Here is a 15,112-nt window from a genome sequence, read left to right on the forward strand (position 1 = left end):
CATCAGATAAGATCATGCAGCATTCCGCTGTCCTTTACTATATTCCATACGGCAAGGAGTTTCAGAAGCTTAAGAGCTTTATCTACACGTTTCTGCTTTTCAGCGCCGAGATGAGGCTTTAAAGCAAGCAGCAGATCAGTATTCTTGTCCTGTTTTGAAGCCTCTCCGATAAGATTTGTAAGCTTCATAACAGAAGCTATATCAATATCAGGCAGATTTGCCGCCTCCACGCCTGCATCTGTGTTTTTATCCTCCGATACGAGCATCTGAGCAAGCTCCGACAGCTGCTTTATGCTTTCTTCATCTGACAGCAGATCGCTTATTTTGCTCATTATATCATCCATAAGTCAAATTTCTATTTCTTTGAGCCTGAAAGCTTCTCATAGAGTGCCTTTGCCTGCGGGCTGCTCATCATTTTTTCAACAATCTGCGGATTATTAACAGCCTGTTGAAATTTTGCAGCGTCATTGGGTGACATGGCTGAAAGCGCACTGTCAAATTTGCCTTCTTCAAGCTCCTTTTTCAGCTTTTCAGACGGAACTCCTATCTTTTTGCTCACAACATTCAGAAGTGCCGCTATTTTCTTTGGATCAATATTATTATTCATATTTTTGCTCCTTAATTGTAATGTATGCAGTAATAATATATTGCATTTTTCAAAAAAATATGATATAATGTTTGTATAACGAACATTATATTTTTTTATGTCAGTGCAGACCGAGGATTTGCTTCCTAAAATCGGACAATCACATCTTTTAATCTGGAGGGATCAAACTTGCGTATCGTTGTACTATCTGATACACACGGCAATTCTTATGCTCTTGAAAGTGTTATTTTAAGAAATACAGACGCAGATTGGATATTTCACCTCGGTGACGGTGAGCGTGAGCTTGATAATTTCCTTCTTTCGCACCAGAAACTCGCTCCCAAGATCATTCATGTGGCAGGCAACTGTGATTTTGACAGTCTGAGTCAGGAGGTTTTTGTTCTTCCCGTTATGGAGCATAAGATCCTTGCAACACATGGTCACCTTTACGGTGTAGGCAGTTCTCTCGACAGATTAACAGCTCTCGCTCAGACAAACGGATGTGATATCGTGCTTTTCGGGCACACTCATATGAAGTACGAAAGCTACGAGAACGGGATATATTATCTCAATCCGGGAAGTGCTTCTATCCCTCGTGACGGCAGCAAGCCTACATTCGGACATATAGATATATCCCCTGCGGGTGTTGTGCTTAATATTGCGGAAGTATGATCTCCCCTGCTATATTCTATGCATAAGCGCTTAATATGTTACATAAAATAAGAACACCCCTTGGACCTTTAAAAGTTCAAGGGGTGTTTCGTTTATTGTGAAACAACGCTTTCTATTTTCCATTCACTGTTTACAAGAGCAAAAGTAAAAAGTTTTGTATTGCTTATTTATGATATTCTCTTGCCTTTGCTTTTTTTACGCTGTTCCACAGGCTTTTCCTTACCGCCCATATCCTCGAAGATACGCTCTGTTTCATCAGGCGTTTCATCAACAAGCTCAGGATTTACTTCTCCTATACTCGTGTAATAAGGGTTTATAACATATTTCTGTATCACAGGATAACAATTGAAACACGAGACCAGACAAAGAAATGCTGCGGGGAAAAATGGTATCAATATCAGGAAAACAGGCAGTACATACAGTCTGAAAACATACATCAATGCAACAGTTGCGACGATAACACCAAAGGTAATGAAATTCTGCTTGATCGCTACAAATGCAAGTGCAAGCGAGTTCTTGAAGAGATTCTTTACCTTAAGCGTAGTTGCAACCATCATAGGGAAAATATAAAAATTCATTATCGTTATCACAAGAAAAAGGCTGAGAGTAATGACCATTGGTATGTACAAAGCCTTCGTATTGTAATGCGTTGCCAAAGCGGGATAAAAGCTCAGCGATGAAAGCGCAGATAATATAATGATACAATCAACAAAGCCCACTATTGAAGCTGTTTTGAAATTGCCCTTGAAAGCCTTCCAGAAATCATGCCATATAAAGGCGTGCTTTCCTAAAACATAAGACCTTATGACCTTTGTCATTCCCGCAGTTGCAGGTCCTATCAATACCATAAAAATAACAGCCAGAATTGCAGCCGCAATGACAGAATGAGGATATTTTCCTTTAAGCAGGCTTATGACAGGCAGGACCATCACCAAAGGCATGAAAAACATCATATAAATGAGGTTTATCTCCATAAGCTGCCACAGCTTTCTGCCAAATATATCAAAAAAGAGTGCAATGCCTTCCTTTTTGGGCGCATCCTTTGCTATACCAACGCCCGCACTCTCATATTTTCTTGAAAAAAAGCCCAATTTAAACTCCTCCGTTTACAGTCTAAAAAGTTTTAAATACAAAAAATCAAAAACACCGACAGCTGCCGAGAATACCAAAGCTAAAAGCATCAGTACAATAAATCTAATACAGTAAAGTCTGAGATCAAGCTCTCTGCTGTCCCTGATGTCACCGTCACGATAAACGCAGAAAAGCGCTGCAGAGCTTTTTAATGCAGACCTGACAGTCAACGCTGTGATTGCAAATACGAATCCCGCTTTTGGAAGAACAGTCATGACCAACGGCAGAACAGCACTTTTTCCGTAAAGCTTGTACATGGTAAATATACAGGAGCCTACTGCTGTCCCATCGTTCAGAAGCAGAAAATAAGCAAACGGCTGCCCTATCGCTGAAAAACCTGCAATAAAAGCAAAGCAAACACACAGAACAGAAATAATGAATGTATTTTTTATGTCTGCTGCTGCAAAAAATCTTTCAGAAGACACCGTATAGCCAAATCGTGCCCATTCAAATTCAAATAAAGGCTTTTCTGCAACAGAACCTATTACGATCCCTGTGATTATTATGGATATAAAAAACGGTAAGCTTGTCCATATACAGTGTGTTTCTGCATTGGTACCCATATTTTTCATGTGCATCATTCCTTTCTACTAAAAAATATGCACATGAAAGGTCATTTAGAATTATTTTGAAAGCTCGTATGCTCTCCTGGTGCAGCTTTCACAGCAATTCTTAACTACATCTGTAAGGTTTCCCTCATAGAGCCTGTCAAGTCCTGCAAGAGTTGTACCTCCGGGAGATGATACCATTTTTATAAGTTCATCTATTGTATTGCCTGAATCCGTTATCATTTTCGCCGAACCGATAAGGCTCTGTGTAAAAAGCTCCTCTGCCGCAGCTTTATCTATTCCTACAGAAGCTGCATAGTCGATAAATCCCTTTGCGAAAAGATAGATAAAAGCAGGGCTGCTGCCGTTTATAGCGATTATCTCCTTCATCTTGTCCTTGGGGATCACAGCAGCCTTACCGCATATCCTGAAGATATTCAGAACAACGTCAAATTCTTCATCGGAAACTCTCTCATTTCTTGAAAGAGCAGATGCACCTTCACCAAGAAGAAGGGGGGTATTCGGCATTACAAGGATGACCTTTGCTTCGGGAATAGTCTTCTTTGCAATAAAGTCATCACCGATACCTGCTGCTATTGAAATAATTACTGTATCCTTTTGGGTATGTGCAGCGATAGTTTCAAGTACTCCCTCAATTATCTGAGGCTTTACAGCAAGAAAAACATACTTGCATTTTTCCATTATTTCCTTTTCGGAAGAGCAAGCAGATACATTGTATTTACTGAGAGCTTCTACCTTTTCTGTACTCGGATCGAATGCAAAAAGTTCAACATCCTTTCCAAGGCTGCTTGTGGATATGCCTTTCATAATAGCGGTGCCCATATTTCCTGCACCAATAAAACCTATGTTTGCCATAGCATTTATCTCCTTAATTAATAATCATTAATTATTATACATCATTTTGTACAAAAAAGCAAGTCTAAATTTTACAGATAAATAAAATAAAGTATTGTTATAAAAAAATACGATCTATTACATTTATCGCTTGACATTTCAGGAAAGCGATGATAGAATTATCGTAATAAGGGGGAACATCTATGAAAAAGAAAGATAATAAACTTAAATCCCGATATTCTCAGGGTGTTATATTTTATAAAAGCCTATCATGCAGAGCGAGTCTTTATGAAGACAGGATAATAACCGAATACTGCATAAAAAACAATCTTACAAAAAGTATGTTTCTTATGGCAGCTGCAATGTACTGCGCCACAAATAATATTTCAGCAGATGATATGCTTGAATATGTTTCAAATGATAAAAATTTCAACTATAAGGATTATCTGGAAGATGAATTTGATGAATAAATGTAATATATGTCCGCGTAAATGCAACGCCGACAGAGAAAACGGCAAAGGCTTTTGCGGAGCAGGCAATAAAGCTATCGTAGCAAGAGCTTCACTGCACAAATGGGAAGAACCTTGTATTTCCTACAAAAACGGAGCAGGTACGGTCTTTTTTTCAGGCTGTAACCTTCACTGCTGCTTCTGTCAGAACAATCAGATAAGTAACGAGCTCTTCGGCAAAGAGATAAGTGATCAAAAGTTAGCTGATATTTTTCTTTCATTACAGGATATGGGCGCTGATAATATTGATCTTGTAACTCCTACTCACTTTGCTGATAACATTATAAAAGCTCTTGATCTTGTAAAGCACAGGCTGAATATCCCCGTTATCTATAACTGCGGCGGATATGAGCTTTGCGAGACGATCAGCCTTCTTGACGGTTACATCGACATTTACCTGCCCGATATCAAGTATTATTCATCGGAAATATCTCAAAAGTACTCAAACGCTCCCGATTATTTTGAAATTGCCTCAAAAGCAGTTTCAACCATGATAAAACAGACAGGAGAGCTCACCTACAACTCTGAAGGCGGTCTTATAAAGGGGACTGTTATACGCCATCTTGTTCTCCCCTCACACAGACATGATTCAATGAAAATAATTGAATGGATCGCTGAAAACACCACACCAAAGAACGTGATCGTAAGCATTATGAATCAGTTTACACCTTTTGATTTCATATCAGATGAATACAGTGAGCTGAAACGCCGTGTAACAAAAATGGAGTATAACAGCGTTGTAAATTACGCAGCAGAGCTTGGACTAAACGGTTTTACACAGCAGAAAAGCTCGGCGTCGGAAGAATATGTCCCTGATTTCGACCTGACAGGGATATAAAAGCCTTTTCACTGTAACACTTTTTCACCATAAGCATATTATGTACTATGGATCGCAGAAAACGGTTCAAATACATTAATCTTAAGGAGTTGCTTTAATATGTGTAATTCATGCTTTGGTGGAAATAATTGCTGGAGTTCGATCATTTTAGTTCTTCTTGTTATCATTCTTTTCTCAGGCTGCGGCAATAACGGCTGCGGATGTGGCTGCGACAATGGCAATAACTGCGGCTGTGGCTGCTAAAAAGCTCTTCGGGCACTGAAAAGCATACAAAAACCTCCTATGGATGCACAAAACATACCATAGGAGGTGATTTTTTATTCAGCTTTAAGAAGCTTATTTCTGCGGTTTGTAAGCAGAGGTTCAACATTGTTGATAACGCAGTCAGCTGTAACTGTTACCTTTGCAATACTTCCGTCAGAAGGAACCGTAAACATAGTCTTCATAAGGATAGCTTCCAGTATTGATCTTAATCCGCGGGCACCTGTTTTCTGTACAATAGCCTTCTTGGCTATCTCAATAAGAGCAGCATCATCTATCTCAAGCTCAATGTCATCATAGCTGAAAAGCTTTTTATACTGCTTAACAAGCGCATTTTTAGGCTCTGTAAGTATCCTTACGAGCGAAGCCTCATCAAGCTCGTCCAGTACAGAAATAACAGGAAGTCTTCCGACAAATTCGGGAACCATACCAAATTTCACAAGATCCTTTGGTATTACCTGTTTGAAGATATTGTTTATATCTTCGCTGTTGGACTTTAATTCGCTGCCGAAGCCTATAGGCGATTTACCGATACGCTTCTGGATCTGCCTTTCAAGTCCGTCAAAAGCACCGCCGCATATAAACAGAATATTCTTAGTATTGATCTGTATTACTTCCTGATTAGGATGCTTTCTTCCGCCCTGAGGAGGAACATTTGAAACTGTACCCTCTATTATCTTAAGAAGAGCCTGCTGAACGCCTTCACCGCTTACATCACGTGTAAGAGAGGTGTTTTCAGATTTTCTTGCTATCTTGTCTATCTCATCGATATAGATGATACCTCTTTCGGCTGCTTTTATATCAAAATCAGCAGCCTGTATAAGACGCAGGAGTACATTCTCAACATCGTCGCCGACATAACCTGCTTCTGTGATAGTTGTTGCATCTGCAATAGCAAACGGAACATTAAGAAGCTTTGCAAGTGTCTGAGCGAGGAAGGTCTTACCTACACCTGTAGGTCCGAGCAGAAGAACATTGCTCTTCTGAAGCTCAACACCATCGCTTGAAGGGAAGTCCTTCTCGTTTTCCTGACTCATTATACGTTTATAATGATTGTATACGGCAACAGACAGTGATATCTTTGCATCATCCTGTCCAATAACGTATTCGTCAAGAAATTCCTTTATCTCCGTAGGCTTCATAAGCTTAAGGGAAGATATATCGTTATCATTATCATTTTTTGCTGCTTTTCTGTGAGCTTTTGCAACACCCGGTCCGTAAAGCATTTCATAGCAGTAAGTAACACACTCATCGCATATATTCGATGAGCCTGCCGAAAACATACTGCGTACCCTGTTTTCCCCTTTTCCGCAAAAACTACAGGATTTAAACGTCTCAGCCATTCAATTCCCCTACCTTTTTGTGATTACCTTATCAATAAGTCCGAACTCAAGAGCTTCCTGAGCTGTCATGTAATTATCTCTTTCACAAGCTGAATGGATTTCTTCAACACTTTTTCCGGTATTAGCGGCGATTATTTCTTCAAGACGATCTCTTGTTCTTTCAAGATTTTTAGCATGGATCATGATATCGGTCTGCTGACCGCCAAGACCGCCGCCTATGAGAGGCTGATGTATCATTATCTCACTGTTCGGAAGAGCGATACGCTTTCCCTTTGCACCTGATGACAGAAGGAACGCGCCCATTGAAGCAGCCATACCGATACATATCGTAGAAACATCACATTTAATGTAATTCATCGTATCGTAAATAGCCATTCCTGCGGTAACCGAACCGCCCGGGCTGTTTATATACAATGAAATATCTTTTTCCGAATCCTGGCTTTCAAGGTACAGGAGCTGTGCAACAACTACGCTGGCTGTTGCGTCATTGACCTGATCCGAAAGCATTATGATCCTGTCATTCAGCAGACGTGAATAGATATCGTAGGATCTTTCGCCTCTGCTTGTCTGTTCAACGACGTAAGGTACAAGTACGCTCATATTTTTTCGCCCTTTCTTTAAAAACAGTTGTCCCACAATGAGCTGCGGGACAATGATGTTATTTTATTGCAATCTGTCGAATAAAGCTTTATTCAGCCTTTTCCTCGGCAACTGTGTTATCTACGACGGCATTTTCCTTTACGAAATCCACTGCCTTCTGAACTCTGAGATCTGTAGTATATTCATCAACAGGAATGAAACGCTTAACAGTTTCAACATCTATATTATTTGCTGCTGCGATCTCGCCAAGACCGTTATTGATCTCTTCTTCGCTTACTTCGATGTTTTCGAGCTCAGCGATCTTTTCAAGAGCAAGTCTGAGTTTAACTTCATTAACAGCTCTGTCTCTGTATGTTTCTCTGAATGATTCCATATCCATACCTGTATACTGGAAATAGAGCTTTATATCCATTCCCTGCTGCTGGAGCTGCTGCTCGAAGTTTCTCATAAGAGCATCTATTCTCTGCTCATACATGCAGTTAGGGATAGGTGAATCTACCTTAGCAATGAGAGCATTCATAACTGCGTTCTCAAATCCTGACTCAGCCTGCTGTACAGCTGCTTCTTCAAGCTTTGACTTGATATCTTCCTTATATTCAGCAACTGTCTCAAATTCTGTAGCATCCTTTACAAGATCATCATTGATCTCGGGAAGCTCCTCATAGCTGATGCCCTTGAGCTTGCACTTGAATGTTGCATCCTTGCCTGCGTAATCAGTCATCTGATAATCATCGGGGAATTTAACATTTACATCGAATTCGTCGCCGATGCTGTGGCCAACAATCTGATCCTCAAATCCGGGGATAAACTGACCGCTGCCGAGACGAAGCGGGTGATCGTCGCCCTTTCCGCCCTCAAAAGGCTCGTCGCCGAAGAAGCCTTCAAAGTCAATGATAACTTCATCATCGAGCTGAGCTGCCCTGTCGTCAACAGAAACGATACGAGCATTCTTCTTTCTGATAATATCGATCTGCTTGTCGATATCCTCATCAGTGATCTCCTTTACTTCCTTGGGTGCTTTGATTCCCTTGTAGTCGGAGATCTCTATCTCAGGCTTGGTAACGCATACAGCCTTGAGCTCTACGCCCTTTTCCTTGTCGATAGATGTAACTTCGATATTAGGTCTGTCAACAAGAACGATACCTGTCTCCTTAACAGCTGCATCTATCTCAGGTCCGAGAAGAAGGTTGATAGCGCCCTCATAGAAAGCACCCTCGCCGAATTCTTTCTCAGCAAGCTTTCTTGAGACCTTGCCCTTTCTGAATCCTCTGATCTGGATATTTTTCTTCTGACGCTGATATTCCTTTTCAACAGCAGCTTCAAATGCCTCAGGGTCAATAGAGATCACTAACTCTGTAGTATTCACATCTGTTTTGTTTGATGATTTTAAACTCATTTTAATACGTCCTCCAATATTTATATAACATACTTGGAATATTATACCACATTTCGGAAAATTTTTCTACTGATTTTACGCACTTCTGCATAATGCACAATTCAAAAAACTTTCTCAGGCATAAATTGTAAATAATCACCTGATATAAGATGAAAATTCACATCATCATAAGTATTTTTTACGCATAGCTCATGTGCGGACCGACCATGTATATGTCCGTAGTAACAGTCTTTTATCTTATAACGATAAAGTATCTCAAGGATATCATAGTTAAAATTTGAAGCAAAAATAGGCGGATAATGAAGAAACACTATTGGTATCAGTTCCTCTGCCAGAGCTGATCTGATAGAAGTTTCAAGCCGCTGGACTTCCCTTTTCAGTATCTTTTCGTCCTGAGTTTCTCCCGGCATATTGACCCAGCCTCTTGTACCGCATATACCGTGATCGCCGTATCTGTAATGATTGTTATGCAGTATCCTGATGGATTTTAAGCCCTCTGCTTCAAGAAAGCCTTCCATCTTTTTCATGGTAGTCCACCAATAATCATGGTTTCCCTTAATGATTATCTTTTGTCCGGGAAGCTCTTCGATAAAACGGAAATCGGGAGCTGCCTCTTCAAGAGACATTCCCCATGATATATCCCCGGGAAGAACTACGGTATCATCGTCCTTTATCGTTTCAAGCCAGTTCTTCTCGATCCTCTCCTGATAATCTTCCCACCCGCTGAAAACGCTCATGGTTTTCGACGGATCGCCTTTACACAAGTGAAGATCGGCAAGTACAAACAAGCTCATGGATCATATGCCCAGTGTCCTGAGCACGTAATCCTTCTGCTCCGTCTTATCTATAACGTCATCGAAACGCTCGGGCTTATTTTTAAGATCAGCAAGTGCCGAAGGTACGGGGATATTTGAAATCTCAGCGATCCTGCCGACCTTGTCGTATTCGTCTATATCTGACTTCCTGCCTTCAAGGGCTTCAAGAACAGCTGCACTGAACTTATACGGACTTGCTGTCGAAGCTATGACTGTCTTTGTGTTATCGCCCGTTGTTTCCTTATAATCCTTGTACACCTTGACAGCTACCGCTGTGTGAGTATCACAGGTATAGGAATACTTCTCATATATCGAATGTATAGTAGCTTTCGTCTGACCGTCATCGCAGAAGCCTGCGGCAAATTCCTCTTTCAGCTTGGCTTTTACATCATCATTTACTTCATACCTGCCTTCTGAGGAGAGCTTGCCGAACCACTCACGGATGATCGCGTCATCTCTGCCCGTCATAAGGTAAAGGAGTCTCTCAAGATTGCTTGAGATAAGGATATCCATCGACGGCGAAACAGTTGCATAGAACTTTCTGTTCCTGTCATAAACGCCTGTATTTATAAAATCGGTAAGAACATTATTGATATTGGAAGCACATATGAGCTTATTTACAGGTATTCCCATATGCTTTGCATAATAAGCGGCAAGTATATTGCCGAAATTACCTGTCGGAACAACTATGTTGATCTTTTCACCAAGCTTTATCTCTCCATCCTTGACAAGCTCGGCATATGCAGAAATATAATATACTACCTGCGGTACAAGACGTCCCCAGTTAATAGAATTAGCGCTTGAAAAGATCATTCCGTTAGCGTCAAGCGCTTTTTTCACTTCATCATTTGTGAATATGGCTTTTACGCCATTCTGACAGTCGTCAAAATTGCCCTTTATAGCACAAACTCCCACATTTGAACCTTCCTGAGTCTTCATCTGGCGCTTCTGCATAGGGCTTACACCGTCCTCGGGATAAAAAACAAGAATAGAAGTTCCTTCAACATCCTTGAAGCCCTCAAGAGCAGCCTTTCCTGTATCGCCGGAAGTAGCTACAAGAATAACTATCTTCTTATCGAGCTTTATCTTCTTTGCAGACGTTGTAAGGAAATACGGCAGTATCTGAAGTGCCATATCCTTGAATGCACAGGTCGGACCATGCCATAACTCAAGCATATATGTACCGTCAAAAAGATGAGCGATCTCAGCAATGCTCTCAGTCTCGAAATTACTGGTGCTGTAAGCATTATCTGTGCAATGATGTATTTCAGCCTCTGTAAAATCAGTAAGATATTTAGCAAAAATATATGCTGCTCTGTCGGCATACTTCATATCACCGATAGCCTTTATTTCATCAAGTGTCAGCTGCGGAATACTCTCAGGTACGAAAAGACCGCCGTCAACTGATATTCCCTGAGTAATCGCCTCAGCACTGCTCACTTTGACATTACTGTTCCTTGTGCTGTTATAGAACATATTATCACCCTTTAAAATATTAAATTGTAGCCTGTTGTATCATAGGCATTTGTAATATAATCAATGCTGAGCACCTTTTCTCCAGATATGATGACTTGTGCAACATCAAATCTCGGCTGGAGCATACTTGGATGCTTGCAGCAATAATCAGCAGCTGTTTTTATTATCAGACTGCGTTTACGTTTGTTTACGGCTTCAAATCCCGAGACCATGCTGTCGGGCTTACGGGATTTGACCTCCACAAAAGCTATATAGTCGCCGTTATCGGCGATAATATCAATTTCTCCGCCTTTAATGCGATAATTTCGCTCAACGATACTGTATCCGCGGTCGGCAAGATATTTGCAGACAGCTTCCTCGCCAAGGCGTCCTACCTCTGTTTTATTCATAAAGCTTTTTCAAAAATGTCCTTCGGTGGACTTCCGAAATGCCGAATTCAGCTATTTTCTCGTAATGCAGCTTTGTACCGTAGCCCTTGTGCTTGCCGAAGCAATACTGAGGGTACTGCTCATCCAGCCGGCACATATACCTGTCTCGTGTTACCTTTGCAAGTATCGACGCAGCTGCTATGGAAGCCGAGACTGCATCACCGTGTATGACATATCTGCTCTCACATTCAAGCTCGGGCAGTCTGTTTCCGTCTATCAGCGCAATATCAGGCTTTATGCCGAGCCCCTCAACAGCTCGTTTCATTGCAAGCATAGTTGCATTAAGAATATTTAGCCTGTCGATCTCCTCAACACTTGCTGAAGCGATACAATACGCATCTGCTTTCAGTATTATTTCATCATAAAGCATTTCTCTGCGCTTTTCCGAGATTTTTTTACTGTCGTTCAAATAATCTATAAGGACCTGATCTCCGAGGACTACAGCAGCTGTATAAACATCTCCCGCAAGAGGACCTCTGCCTGCCTCATCGACTCCGCAGATTATGGGATATTCTTTTCTCAGCTCGGAATCATAATCAAAAAGCTCTTTATGCAGGGTTATTCTTGGCATAGCTTTTCCTCCCGCGGCGGAGCTTCAAGCGTTATTTTTCCAAGCTTACCGCTTCTGAACTCGTCAAGTATCATTATTGCCGCGCGTTCGGTATTTACTTCACCGCCTGCTATCATCATTCCGCGTTTCTTGCCTATAGCCTCAAGCAGTTCAAAACCGTCTTCTTCGCCTGTAAGCTCGATTTTATAGCGTTCTTTGAGTGAATCGCTGTAGTTTTCCGCAAGATAGACCAGCAGCTTCATTGCTAAAGTTTCAATATCAAGGATATCATCGCTTATAGCGCCTGTAAAGGCAAGCCTTACCGCAATGCTCTGATCTTCAAATTTAGGCCACAAAACTCCCGGCATATCCAGAAGTTCTGTATTATTATCGAGCTTTACCCACTGTTTTGTCCGTGTAACACCCGGTCTGTCCTCGACCTTAGCCCGCTTTGAACCTGCCATTTTATTTATGAGAGACGATTTTCCCACATTCGGGATACCAACTATCATCAGTCTGACAGATGAAGTTGACATACCGTTCTTCTGACGTTTTTCCATTAATTCCTTGAGTATCGTCTTCCGTATAGTCGGGATTATGTTTTTTAATCCTCTTCCCGATTTGCAGTCGATCGCAACAGCCTCTTTACCGTTCGCCCTGAAATGATCTATCCAGAGCTGAGTCGTACGTTCGTCTGCAAGGTCACTTTTATTAAGGATAACTATTCTTGGCTTGCCCTTCGTCATTTTATCCATTTCCGGATTCTGACTGCTTAAAGGCAGACGTGCATCGACTATCTCGACAACAGCGTCCACAAGCGACAGATTTGACGCTATAAGCCTTCGGGTCTTTGCCATATGTCCGGGAAACCACTGGATCTGTTTCATGTCGATATTATCCATAACCGCCTCCCTGATATATAATATTTTTAATATTACTCTTTACTTCCTGAAAGTCAGGAATTTGAAATCCTTCAAAGGATAATACCTGATGATCGCTTTACCGTATATCTGATCCTTTTTTATCAGTCCGATAGCGGGATTTCTGCTGTCTGCCGATACCCTTCTGTTATCTCCCATAGCAAAATAATAACCCTCAGGAATAGTTATCGGGAAATCGAAAGCAGTAAATGAAAGTGAATTGATCGTATCCTTTATGTATGGTTCATCCAATACCTTGCCGTCGATCAGTACCTCTTCCTTTTCAGGATCTATATCTATAGTCTGACCGGGTTCCGCAATAACGCGCTTTATAAGGCATTCCTTATAATCAGAGCCTGTAATGTCCTTTTTTACTGCTTCTCCGTTTTCATCAAGAAGATATGCAGCATCATTATTAATAACAATAATATCTCCGTAATGCGGTCCGAAATAAACTGTTGACATGAATACCCTGTCCTGCTTGAAGAGTGTATCGTTCATGGAAGTTCCCTCAACGGTTATAGGATGCAATAGATACGTAAATATCATAATAACGACAAATACCGTAAGAAGGGTCGATTCAACTATCTCAAGTATATCATCGACTATTTTCGCCTCTTTTTTTTCGGCTATTTCAGCTTCGCCGTTATCATCCGTACTATCTTCAGAAGCCGATACTACAGCTTCTGCGGTGCCAACTTCATCAGCAGTATCCGCAGTTTCGTTTATTTCATCCGTTTCTTCGATGGTATTTTTATTTTCCTCAGCCATAATATGCTGCCTCCAACTTTATAAACAATGAAAATTCAGTAATAAAATTATTTCGCTTTAAATGTAAGGAATTTAAATTCCTTTACGGGTGAATACTTTACTAGTGCTTTTCCGTAGATCTGATCCTTTTTTATCAAACCGATATCAGGATATCTGCTGTCCGCAGACTCTCTTCTGTTATCCCCCATAACAAAATAATAGCCGTCAGGCACGGTTATAGGGTAATCAAACGCCGTAAAAGGCATGGAATTGATCGTCTGCTTTATGTAAGGCTCATCCAGGACCTCGCCGTTGATACGTACCTCTTCCTTTTCGGGATCAATGTCTATAGTCTGTCCCGGCTCTGCAATAATACGCTTAATAAGGCATTCCTTATATACAGAACCTGTAATATCCTTTTTTACAGCTTCTCCCGCATCATCAAGAAGGTATGCATAATCATTGTTTATGATTATTATATCACCGTAACGCAGTCCGCCGTAAACAGTAGTCATAAAGATCCTGTCTCCGCTGAACAGATTATTGTTCATGGACGGGCCGCTGACAGTTACGGGATGCAGTATATATGTAAATATCATAATAACAACAAAAACCGTTATAAGTGTCGATTCGACTATTTCAAGGATATCGTCGACTATCCTGCCCTCTTTTTTCTCGGCTTCTGATATTTCGTCTTCATTTTCATCATTATTATCGGTATTATCTGCTAAAGCTTCATCAATATCCTCGGTAAGCTCTGACTCAGCCTCTTTTATTTCTTCTGCTTCATTTATTTCTGTGTCATTCTTGATGTTATCGGCCATAATATGCTTCTCCAAACTTTTTAACTATGAAAATGTAGCAAAAAAGGGACTTTAAGTCCCTCAAGGAAAGAAGATGAGTCAGCCGAAATAAATCGGCTGAACTCAGTCTGCAACCTGTTAGCGGAGCTGTTCCTTAACCTTAGCAGCCTTACCAACTCTGTCTCTGAGGTAATAAAGCTTAGCTCTGCGAACCTTACCGCATCTAATGACCTCTACCTTGTCAACAACAGGAGAGTGGAGCGGGAAAACTCTTTCGATACCGCAGCCGTGAGCTACACGTCTTACAGTAAAAGTCTCGTTGATTCCGCCGTGCTTCTTAGCGATTACAGTTCCCTCAAAGACCTGGATACGGCTCTTGTCGCCTTCCTTGATCTGAACGTGAACCTTTACGGTATCACCTACGTTGAACTGCGGAACATTTTCCTTCATGCTTGATTCGCTGATTAACTTGAGTGCATCCATTTTATTTTCCTCCTAAAATTTCCGAACATTCTTACCTGTCCCGCAGAAACCGTTCAGCATTCGGCAAATGCAGGAATAACAAAATATGTGCAAATAACGCACAGTCTCATAAAAACGAGCAGCAGGCAGCGGACTATCCGATTTAATG

General features: G+C 41.1%; 20 protein-coding genes. 4 read left to right on the forward strand and 16 right to left on the reverse strand.

Annotation, left to right across the window (positions count from 1 at the left end; genetic code table 11):
- Positions 1–2 precede the first annotated feature (2 nt).
- Positions 3–332 carry a hypothetical protein gene (locus Q0R37_RS01465; protein ID WP_294750351.1) on the reverse strand — a complete coding sequence of 110 codons (330 nt, stop codon included), beginning with the start codon at positions 330–332 and terminating at the stop codon, positions 3–5.
- 23 nt (positions 333–355) lie between these two features.
- Positions 356–607: a hypothetical protein gene (locus Q0R37_RS01470; protein WP_294750353.1), complete on the reverse strand. Its 252-nt coding sequence runs from the start codon at positions 605–607 to the stop codon at positions 356–358.
- A gap of 168 nt (positions 608–775) precedes the next feature.
- Between Q0R37_RS01470 and Q0R37_RS01475 the strand changes: the two genes are divergently transcribed.
- Positions 776–1,258, forward strand: coding sequence for a metallophosphoesterase (locus Q0R37_RS01475; protein ID WP_294750355.1), 483 nt, complete (start codon positions 776–778; stop codon positions 1,256–1,258).
- Positions 1,259–1,425: 167 nt separating this feature from the next.
- Here Q0R37_RS01475 and Q0R37_RS01480 read toward each other — a convergent pair whose 3' ends face one another.
- From Q0R37_RS01480 to proC, 3 genes are read right to left on the reverse strand one after another with little or no spacing between them, the layout of a single operon-like run.
- Positions 1,426–2,349, reverse strand: coding sequence for a DUF624 domain-containing protein (locus Q0R37_RS01480; RefSeq protein WP_294750357.1), 924 nt, complete (start codon positions 2,347–2,349; stop codon positions 1,426–1,428).
- 15 nt (positions 2,350–2,364) lie between these two features.
- Positions 2,365–2,961 carry a stage II sporulation protein M gene (locus Q0R37_RS01485; RefSeq protein WP_294750359.1) on the reverse strand — a complete coding sequence of 199 codons (597 nt, stop codon included), beginning with the start codon at positions 2,959–2,961 and terminating at the stop codon, positions 2,365–2,367.
- A gap of 51 nt (positions 2,962–3,012) precedes the next feature.
- Positions 3,013–3,813, reverse strand: coding sequence for a pyrroline-5-carboxylate reductase (gene proC, locus Q0R37_RS01490; RefSeq protein WP_294750360.1), 801 nt, complete (start codon positions 3,811–3,813; stop codon positions 3,013–3,015).
- 182 nt (positions 3,814–3,995) lie between these two features.
- Between proC and Q0R37_RS01495 the strand changes: the two genes are divergently transcribed.
- From Q0R37_RS01495 to Q0R37_RS01505, 3 genes are all read left to right on the forward strand, one after another.
- Positions 3,996–4,262 carry a hypothetical protein gene (locus tag Q0R37_RS01495; RefSeq protein ID WP_294750362.1) on the forward strand — a complete coding sequence of 89 codons (267 nt, stop codon included), beginning with the start codon at positions 3,996–3,998 and terminating at the stop codon, positions 4,260–4,262.
- Positions 4,255–5,139, forward strand: a complete 885-nt coding sequence (locus tag Q0R37_RS01500) for a radical SAM protein (protein WP_366517388.1) — start codon at positions 4,255–4,257, stop codon at positions 5,137–5,139. The genes Q0R37_RS01495 and Q0R37_RS01500 overlap by 8 nt, the downstream gene beginning before the upstream one ends.
- 99 nt (positions 5,140–5,238) lie before the next feature.
- Positions 5,239–5,382: a hypothetical protein gene (locus tag Q0R37_RS01505; RefSeq protein ID WP_294750365.1), complete on the forward strand. Its 144-nt coding sequence runs from the start codon at positions 5,239–5,241 to the stop codon at positions 5,380–5,382.
- A gap of 74 nt (positions 5,383–5,456) precedes the next feature.
- Here Q0R37_RS01505 and clpX read toward each other — a convergent pair whose 3' ends face one another.
- The 11 genes from clpX to rplS all read right to left on the reverse strand — a co-directional run bounded on the left by clpX (position 5,457) and on the right by rplS (position 14,964).
- A complete protein-coding gene (gene clpX / locus Q0R37_RS01510; RefSeq protein ID WP_294750367.1) occupies positions 5,457–6,743 on the reverse strand; it encodes an ATP-dependent Clp protease ATP-binding subunit ClpX in 1,287 nt (428 codons plus the stop codon).
- A 9-nt stretch (positions 6,744–6,752) separates the two neighbouring features.
- Entirely contained in the window at positions 6,753–7,343 is a 591-nt protein-coding gene (clpP, locus tag Q0R37_RS01515) for an ATP-dependent Clp endopeptidase proteolytic subunit ClpP (RefSeq protein WP_294750369.1), read from the reverse strand.
- Positions 7,344–7,431: 88 nt separating this feature from the next.
- Positions 7,432–8,739 (reverse strand): trigger factor, encoded by a 1,308-nt coding sequence (tig, locus tag Q0R37_RS01520; protein WP_294750370.1) that lies wholly within the window; start codon positions 8,737–8,739, stop codon positions 7,432–7,434.
- 101 nt (positions 8,740–8,840) lie between these two features.
- The gene (locus tag Q0R37_RS01525; RefSeq protein WP_294750372.1) at positions 8,841–9,533 is read right to left on the reverse strand and encodes a metallophosphoesterase; all 693 of its coding nucleotides are present in this window, start codon (positions 9,531–9,533) and stop codon (positions 8,841–8,843) included.
- Between the two features lie 3 nt (positions 9,534–9,536).
- Positions 9,537–11,030: a threonine synthase gene (gene thrC / locus Q0R37_RS01530; protein WP_294750374.1), complete on the reverse strand. Its 1,494-nt coding sequence runs from the start codon at positions 11,028–11,030 to the stop codon at positions 9,537–9,539.
- Between the two features lie 11 nt (positions 11,031–11,041).
- A complete protein-coding gene (locus tag Q0R37_RS01535; RefSeq protein ID WP_294750376.1) occupies positions 11,042–11,419 on the reverse strand; it encodes a YraN family protein in 378 nt (125 codons plus the stop codon).
- Positions 11,412–12,029 carry a ribonuclease HII gene (gene rnhB, locus Q0R37_RS01540; RefSeq protein ID WP_294750378.1) on the reverse strand — a complete coding sequence of 206 codons (618 nt, stop codon included), beginning with the start codon at positions 12,027–12,029 and terminating at the stop codon, positions 11,412–11,414. The genes Q0R37_RS01535 and rnhB overlap by 8 nt, the downstream gene beginning before the upstream one ends.
- On the reverse strand, positions 12,017–12,910 hold the full coding sequence (gene ylqF / locus Q0R37_RS01545) for a ribosome biogenesis GTPase YlqF (protein ID WP_294750379.1): 894 nt from the start codon (positions 12,908–12,910) through the stop codon (positions 12,017–12,019). The genes rnhB and ylqF overlap by 13 nt, the downstream gene beginning before the upstream one ends.
- 39 nt (positions 12,911–12,949) lie before the next feature.
- Positions 12,950–13,699 carry a signal peptidase I gene (gene lepB, locus Q0R37_RS01550; RefSeq protein ID WP_294750381.1) on the reverse strand — a complete coding sequence of 250 codons (750 nt, stop codon included), beginning with the start codon at positions 13,697–13,699 and terminating at the stop codon, positions 12,950–12,952.
- 47 nt (positions 13,700–13,746) lie between these two features.
- Positions 13,747–14,502 (reverse strand): signal peptidase I, encoded by a 756-nt coding sequence (gene lepB, locus Q0R37_RS01555; protein ID WP_294750383.1) that lies wholly within the window; start codon positions 14,500–14,502, stop codon positions 13,747–13,749.
- Between the two features lie 117 nt (positions 14,503–14,619).
- Positions 14,620–14,964 (reverse strand): 50S ribosomal protein L19, encoded by a 345-nt coding sequence (gene rplS / locus Q0R37_RS01560; RefSeq protein ID WP_294750385.1) that lies wholly within the window; start codon positions 14,962–14,964, stop codon positions 14,620–14,622.
- Positions 14,965–15,112 lie beyond the last annotated feature (148 nt).

The organism is uncultured Ruminococcus sp. (assembly GCF_946415235.1).
Taxonomy (GTDB): domain Bacteria; phylum Bacillota; class Clostridia; order Oscillospirales; family Ruminococcaceae; genus Ruminococcus.

What these genes read in the sequence shown, in the direction of transcription:
- Q0R37_RS01465 (WP_294750351.1), bottom strand. Translation starts at nt 332, where the DNA reads ATGAGCAAAATAAGCGATCTGCTGTCAGATGAAGAAAGCATAAAGCAG.
- Q0R37_RS01470 (WP_294750353.1), bottom strand. Translation starts at nt 607, where the DNA reads ATGAATAATAATATTGATCCAAAGAAAATAGCGGCACTTCTGAATGTT.
- Q0R37_RS01485 (WP_294750359.1), bottom strand. Translation starts at nt 2,961, where the DNA reads ATGAAAAATATGGGTACCAATGCAGAAACACACTGTATATGGACAAGC.
- proC (WP_294750360.1), bottom strand. Translation starts at nt 3,813, where the DNA reads ATGGCAAACATAGGTTTTATTGGTGCAGGAAATATGGGCACCGCTATT.
- Q0R37_RS01495 (WP_294750362.1), top strand. Translation starts at nt 3,996, where the DNA reads ATGAAAAAGAAAGATAATAAACTTAAATCCCGATATTCTCAGGGTGTT.
- Q0R37_RS01500 (WP_366517388.1), top strand. Translation starts at nt 4,255, where the DNA reads ATGAATAAATGTAATATATGTCCGCGTAAATGCAACGCCGACAGAGAA.
- Q0R37_RS01505 (WP_294750365.1), top strand. Translation starts at nt 5,239, where the DNA reads ATGTGTAATTCATGCTTTGGTGGAAATAATTGCTGGAGTTCGATCATT.
- clpX (WP_294750367.1), bottom strand. Translation starts at nt 6,743, where the DNA reads ATGGCTGAGACGTTTAAATCCTGTAGTTTTTGCGGAAAAGGGGAAAAC.
- clpP (WP_294750369.1), bottom strand. Translation starts at nt 7,343, where the DNA reads ATGAGCGTACTTGTACCTTACGTCGTTGAACAGACAAGCAGAGGCGAA.
- tig (WP_294750370.1), bottom strand. Translation starts at nt 8,739, where the DNA reads ATGAGTTTAAAATCATCAAACAAAACAGATGTGAATACTACAGAGTTA.
- Q0R37_RS01525 (WP_294750372.1), bottom strand. Translation starts at nt 9,533, where the DNA reads ATGAGCTTGTTTGTACTTGCCGATCTTCACTTGTGTAAAGGCGATCCG.
- thrC (WP_294750374.1), bottom strand. Translation starts at nt 11,030, where the DNA reads ATGTTCTATAACAGCACAAGGAACAGTAATGTCAAAGTGAGCAGTGCT.
- Q0R37_RS01535 (WP_294750376.1), bottom strand. Translation starts at nt 11,419, where the DNA reads ATGAATAAAACAGAGGTAGGACGCCTTGGCGAGGAAGCTGTCTGCAAA.
- rnhB (WP_294750378.1), bottom strand. Translation starts at nt 12,029, where the DNA reads ATGCCAAGAATAACCCTGCATAAAGAGCTTTTTGATTATGATTCCGAG.
- ylqF (WP_294750379.1), bottom strand. Translation starts at nt 12,910, where the DNA reads ATGGATAATATCGACATGAAACAGATCCAGTGGTTTCCCGGACATATG.
- lepB (WP_294750381.1), bottom strand. Translation starts at nt 13,699, where the DNA reads ATGGCTGAGGAAAATAAAAATACCATCGAAGAAACGGATGAAATAAAC.
- lepB (WP_294750383.1), bottom strand. Translation starts at nt 14,502, where the DNA reads ATGGCCGATAACATCAAGAATGACACAGAAATAAATGAAGCAGAAGAA.
- rplS (WP_294750385.1), bottom strand. Translation starts at nt 14,964, where the DNA reads ATGGATGCACTCAAGTTAATCAGCGAATCAAGCATGAAGGAAAATGTT.